The 6,056-nt window shown below is 51.0% G+C and carries 6 protein-coding genes; 2 read left to right on the top strand and 4 right to left on the bottom strand.

Features of this window, described 5'->3' with window-relative positions; translation table 11 throughout:
* From B3F49_RS04710 to B3F49_RS04695, 4 genes are all read right to left on the bottom strand, one after another.
* A partial coding sequence (locus B3F49_RS04710) for a hypothetical protein (RefSeq protein ID WP_293909303.1) occupies window positions 1-207 on the bottom strand: 207 nt, incomplete at its 3' end.
* A gap of 40 nt (window positions 208-247) precedes the next feature.
* Window positions 248-1,636: a PAS domain-containing protein gene (locus tag B3F49_RS04705; RefSeq protein WP_293909300.1), complete on the bottom strand. Its 1,389-nt coding sequence runs from the start codon at window positions 1,634-1,636 to the stop codon at window positions 248-250.
* Window positions 1,637-1,704: 68 nt separating this feature from the next.
* Entirely contained in the window at window positions 1,705-2,487 is a 783-nt protein-coding gene (locus tag B3F49_RS04700; protein WP_293909297.1) for an HAD-IIB family hydrolase, read from the bottom strand.
* Between the two features lie 110 nt (window positions 2,488-2,597).
* Window positions 2,598-4,106: a catalase gene (locus B3F49_RS04695; protein WP_293909294.1), complete on the bottom strand. Its 1,509-nt coding sequence runs from the start codon at window positions 4,104-4,106 to the stop codon at window positions 2,598-2,600.
* Window positions 4,107-4,288: 182 nt separating this feature from the next.
* Here B3F49_RS04695 and B3F49_RS04690 point away from each other — a divergent pair, with 182 nt between their 5' ends.
* Together B3F49_RS04690 and B3F49_RS04685 are read left to right on the top strand one after the other, a co-directional pair.
* Window positions 4,289-5,308, top strand: a complete 1,020-nt coding sequence (locus tag B3F49_RS04690; RefSeq protein ID WP_293892337.1) for a GGDEF domain-containing protein — start codon at window positions 4,289-4,291, stop codon at window positions 5,306-5,308.
* 41 nt (window positions 5,309-5,349) lie between these two features.
* The coding region (locus B3F49_RS04685; RefSeq protein WP_293909291.1) for a DUF72 domain-containing protein at window positions 5,350-6,056 on the top strand (707 nt) is incomplete at its 3' end.

The raw sequence follows: 6,056 nt of genomic DNA, 5'->3' as shown, positions 1-6,056 counted from the left end.
AAGCCCGGTGATGCTTGCAATCTCATCCAAATACTGCTTGGACATGCCGACCGGCTTGTTGTCACGATCGACGTATTCCAACGGGGCCCAGGCAGGATCGTAGAGTACGGTTACAATCGGATGGGAGGCAAGAAACTGTTTCTCACTTTCATCCAAGCGTGAAAGGAATGTTGAACCATCATCGGTTGCAGCTAAGGTAGTACACACAAAACACAGGATGACTGAAACGAGGAGATGTTTTTTTACCTTACGCATCCGAAGCGTCCTCCACTGCAGCATACCGAATCGGCTTTCCATCACACTTGAGCAGCGTATTCACTTCCCGCTTCAGCTCCATAATACGATCCTCACGATTGGTCATCACCGCATACCAGCGCTTCAATTGGTCCAACTGTTCGGCATTCTCCATCTCGATTGCTTTTCGCTCGGTGATATCCTGCCCTTGTGCAATGGTAGCCATCAATGCACCGGTGTCAGGAATATAAATAGGGCTTGTATTCCAGATAAAGGTCCGAGTATTCCCGTTATGGGTTTCCATCGCCAATTCAGCGGCAGAAAAAGACAAATGCTCTTGCAGCTGTTTGAATAAATCCTTTCGCTGACTTTCACTGATGTAATCGGCATAATCGGTAAGCTTCCTCCCTACTACATCGGATATGTTTTGCTCAAACAAGGATGCGAAGGCCTGGTTGGCCAACGTAATCGTCATATTTGGATCCCAAACCACTATGGGTGTATTTGCATGGGTCAGCAAGGCTTCCAGATACTTCTTCGCCTCGCGAAGCTCATGCTCGATCTGCTTCTGCTTGGTGATCATCTCGGTGTAGACGACAATCCCCCCGATTTCACCCTCTTCGGTGTACCACGGCCGACACTCCCATCGGGTATACTCAACCCGCCCGTCTTCCCGTACATACGGGTCGTCATCGGCGCTGACCACTTCTCCGGCCAAAGCTCTTTGGTGCACATCCCTCCATTTCTGGGGAAGGCCGGGCAACACTTCGTAGTGATGCCTGCCGATGATCGATGCAGCATCCTGCAAACCATACTCATCCAAGTATTTCTGGCTCACATAGAGATAGCGCAAGCCTGCATCGTGTATTGCAACAGAGCTTTTGGTATGCTCTATTACATACCTGAGCAAGTCTGCCGAGTGCTTCAGTGAAAGCTCGACATTCTTCCGCTTGGAGATATTGCGATAAAAGCACATGAAGGCAGGATTTTCAGACCCCAATGCAATTACGGAAGCTTCCAAAGACAGAAATGTACCGTCTTTGGTCCGATGCTCGGTTTCCAACATCACTGATTTCTGCAACTCAATTGCTTTCAATTGGGAAAACAAGGTCTCAGTACGGTTACCGTTGAGAAACAGGTCGAGGTTTTTCCCAAGCAACTCGCTTCGCTTGTACCCTGTCATCGCAAGGTACGCATCATTCACTTCTTGGATTATTCCTTGGCCATCCAAGCCGATGTACCCTTCGGGCATGTAGCGAAGCAGTGTTTCAACTTGATGCCCCTCATGCGAAGATTCAGGTTTTTTACGCACAAAACGCATGAAGAGCATGACTGCTGCCACAAACATCAGGATGCCAAGCATGAGATACAAGGAAATCTCAGCTATACACGGGATGAGCACCTGTGCAACTCCTTTCAGCAAAAGGTATATTCAGCATAGCATACCTCCAGTAAACCCTGCCGGATGATTCATTGCGACAACACAATTGCATGCACGGTAGATACCAAATCATGGCAATGCTCAAATGCATGTTTTTCCAGGTTTTCGTGGGCGCCGCCCATCAAGTACCCCTTTCCGGCCGCCCTGAGCATGGAAATATCATTCTCGTCATCGCCGAATGCATAGGTTTGTTCGATAGGAATCCCAAAATGCGAGCTGACGGCAACCAAGGAATCCCCTTTGCTGGTCGGACAGATATCGAAGAGCTCCTTGCCTGTGGTTGCAACATGGTAGGAATCCTCCCATTTTCTTCTACTCTGCACAAGTATGTCTTGCTTGTTCTGACGGCAGACACCGGTAATTTGCAAAATCTCGTCGTCTATGTCGGAGAATGCCTCAAAGGTCCTGGTAAAACCCTTGGCCAAGTAGCCCTTGTTTTGCTCCTGCACCAGCGAAGCCGAAGGGAGATGAATGGCGTTCTTGCCGGAAAGCAAAGGAATCGCCCCTTGCTCGAGCAAAAAATCAGTAATTTGCTTCGCGTCGGAAGCATGGATGGTATGGTTGGGAATCAACTCCTGTCCTTGATAAAGAATCCTGCAACCGTTGGATGCGGAGAATACCACCTCATCTTCGACTTGCTCGAAGAGAGGAATCAAGGAGAGATGAAAGCGCCCGCTTGAAATGCAAAATAAAAATCCTCGTTCCTTGGCCTCATGCACCAGGGAGAAGAAGGATGGGGAAACCTCACGCTGTCCGTGGGGAAGAATGGTCCCATCAACATCACAAACAAACATACCTTTGTACCGATTCACACCCACCTCCACCCCTTTTAGGGGTAGTATGACAAATTATGTTCGTTGGTACAAGTAATTATCCCGCAGTCAGATGAAAGACTGCGGGATACGACCAAGAAAAGAACCTGTCAGCCCCTTGCTCCGTAAAGATTGTCCATATCAACATCGGAAATTGAAATGCCCAAAGCCTTTGCCACACCCTCTCCATAGGCGGGGTCGGCAAGATAGCAGTGCCTGATGTGCCGCTTCTGCACCACGAGGGTCGTACCCTGCATGTTGCGTGCGGTGTTCTCAAAGAGCCGCTGCTTCTCATCCTCCTTCATGATGGAGAAGAGCTTTCCCGTCTGTTCGTAGTAGTGGTCGTCATCCTGTCGATAGTCATAGTGATCGACAGGACCGCCTCCATCATAGGCAGGCTCGGTCAAATCATTTTGGTCCTTCCACATCCCGTAGGAGTTCGGGTTGTAGTGTACGCTGCCGCCAAAGTTGCCATCCACTCTCATCGCACCATCGCGATGGAAGTGGTTGGTATCCACCTTGCTGCGGTTGACAGGTATCTGGTAGTAGTTCACTCCCAGCCGATAGCGCTGTGCATCACCGTAGGAGAAGAGCCTGCCTTGCAGCATGCGGTCCGGCGAGTAGCCGATGCCGGGAACGCTGTTTGCAGGGTTGAAAGCAGCTTGCTCGACGTCCTGGAAGTAGTTGTCCGGGTTTCTGTTGAGCTCGAGCACCCCTACTTCATGAAGCGGATACTGGGCGTGGTACCAGACCTTGGTGAGGTCGAAGGGATTGTCCGGATGCTTTTCAGCCTGCTCTTCGGTCATAATCTGCACATACATGGTCCAGCGGGGGAAAGCTCCTTTCTCAATGGATTCAAACAGGTCCCTCTGATGGCTTTCCCGGTCGCCGGCAATGATTGCCGCAGCCTCTGCATCGGTAAGGAATTCGATGCCCTGCTGGGTCTTGAGGGTGAATTTCACCCAGACGCGCTCATTCTTTGCATTGATGAAGGAGTAGGTATGCGAGCCGTAGCCGTTCATATGCCGATAGCTCTTGGGAATGCCTCGGTCTCCCATGGTTATGGTAACCTGCTGCAGCGCCTCAGGGAGGGAGGACCAGAAGTCCCAGTTGTTCTGCGCTGAGCGCATGTTGGTCCTGGGATCGCGCTTTACTGCATGGTTGAGGTCGGGAAAGAGCATCGGATCGCGGAAGAAGAACACCGGGGTGTTGTTTCCCACCAGGTCCCAGTTCCCTTCCTCGGTGTAATACTTCATGGCAAACCCTCGGATATCGCGCTCTGCATCGGCAGCTCCACGCTCACCGGCCACTGTTGAAAAACGGACGAAGGCATCGGTTTTTTTACCGACTTCACTGAATATCTTGGCCTTTGTCCACTTGGTAATGTCCTTGGTTACAGTAAACGTACCGAAGGCTCCGCTTCCCTTTGCATGCATGCGCCGCTCGGGAATCACCTCCCGGTCGAAGTGCGCCATTTTTTCCAAATACCAGGTATCCTGCAAGGTTACCGGTCCGCGCTTTCCTGCCGTCTGGATGTTCTCATTCTGTGCAATAGGACGGCCACTGATTGAAGTCAATGGTTTCTTTTTCGTCTCGTCACGCCCATCTCGATCGGCCATGGTTGGTCCTCCTTTTTCCTTATAAAACAATGAGTTTCTGTAACTCTAGTATTGCACAACCAGGCCAAATTACAATCAAAATCAGCTTTTATCAAGAATATTTACTAGTAACCGGATCGTATTGGTGACCCTATATTTCGGGGTTTCCCCATGCTATCATGCACCAATAAGAGGAATGCCACATGAAGGACGACACGCTTGATTTCCGGCCAAAACTACTAAAACGTCTGCACCCCTATATGCTTGGCATCGTACTTATCGCCCTGCTTGCCGTGCTGGCTCCCGTCTCTTATCAGAATCCTGACAAGACAGCCTATGTCATCCTGTTGCTCGTACTTGCAGTTTTGTTGCTAGCCTCCATGGCTGTTCTGAAGAAAGGATGGTATCTTGCCAGTGCCTTGCTGACAGTGTTCGTTACCTTTTTGGGGACATGGGGCTCATTCTTGATCAATTCACACATGCTTTTCTTCGACTTTTTCCCCTTGGTCTATGTCACCGGCTCCATCATGATCTCCAGCCTCTTTCTCCCCCTTGCCGCAACGCTTGCCATCATAGCCGTCCACATCCTGCTCTTGGTGATCGTCGTCCTCACCAACCCGATCCTGCAAACGCAGAACTGGCCGAGCTTTTTCATCTTCATCCTGTTTGTCTCCCTGTTCAGCACCATCGCCAACCAGCTCATCAAGACCCAGCTTGTCCAGTTGCGGGAGAGCTCGATCAGGGACCATCTGACAGGACTGTTCAACCGCAGATACTTTGAAGAGACGTTGAAAAACAAGCTGAAACAGGGCCAGGGCGCTGAATCCTCATTGGGCATCATCATCCTCGATGTGGACCATTTCAAACACTTCAACGACACCTTCGGCCACGATGCCGGCGATGCGATGCTCATCGAGCTTGCCAATCTTATGCTCCGCCACTTCGATACAACCGTCAGTGTCTGTCGCTACGGGGGAGATGAGTTTGCCGTCCTTCTCTCCAAAACACAGAAGGAGGAACTGCTCCTGCTCTCAGAATCCTTGGTAAAGAAGGTGCGCAGCCTTTCGGTGATGCACAAAAACAAGCCGTTGGGAACAATGACCATCTCCTGCGGCTGCACCTTGTACAACCGCGCAGAGAGCCTTGAACAGTTCATCAAGCGGGCAGACCAAGCCCTCTATCACGCAAAAGAGCAGGGAAGAGACCAGGTAAGAGGGTCTTAGTTCCTCTTGATTACTTAACATTTATATAGTATATCTGAAGTATGAGTACGATTCTGATAGGAACTTCAGGCTACAGCTATACCGAATGGGTGGGTCCTGTCTACCCCAAAGGCACCAAGAGCGAGGAGTTCCTGTTCTCGTATGCACAGATGTTTCCCACCGTCGAGCTGAACTTCAGCTACTACCGCATGCCCGAGGCCGCCCAGCTTGCTTTGATGCACCAAGGTGCTCCTTCCCTCAGGTTTTCCATCAAGGCCCATCAAAGCCTCACCCATGTCATCGACAGCCTGCATTGGAGGGAGCAGGCAACACTCTTTTACCGTTCCTTGGAGCCGCTGCTCGCCAATAAGGTGCTCGATGCCGTGCTTTTACAGTTTCCCTCCTCCTTCCACTATGAAATAGACCAACGAAAGTATCTGGATTCATTGCTCAGGGTCCTTTCCCCCCTTCCCTTGGCCGTAGAGTTCCGCAACAGTCGGTGGTACAACAACCGCACCCTCGATTCGTTGAGAGAGCGGCAGGTCTCGTTTGTCTCTCTCGACCTCCCCCAGGTACAAGGCAATCCGCCGGTCATGGACGTACCTACCGCTTCGCTTGCCTATCTGCGCCTGCACGGGAGGAACAAGGAGACGTGGTGGGGTTCCGATGCAGCAAGCAGGTATGACTATCTGTACAGCGACAGCGAACTGAAGGCCTTGCTTGAGCGGGTGCTCTCGCTGATGGTGGGGTCGGAGAAAATTCTGGTGTA

Origin of the sequence: Sphaerochaeta sp. UBA5836, assembly GCF_002432845.1 — a bacterium.
In the GTDB taxonomy this organism is placed as follows: Bacteria; Spirochaetota; Spirochaetia; order Sphaerochaetales; family Sphaerochaetaceae; genus Sphaerochaeta.
This window is presented reverse-complemented; position numbering and strand designations above follow the sequence as displayed.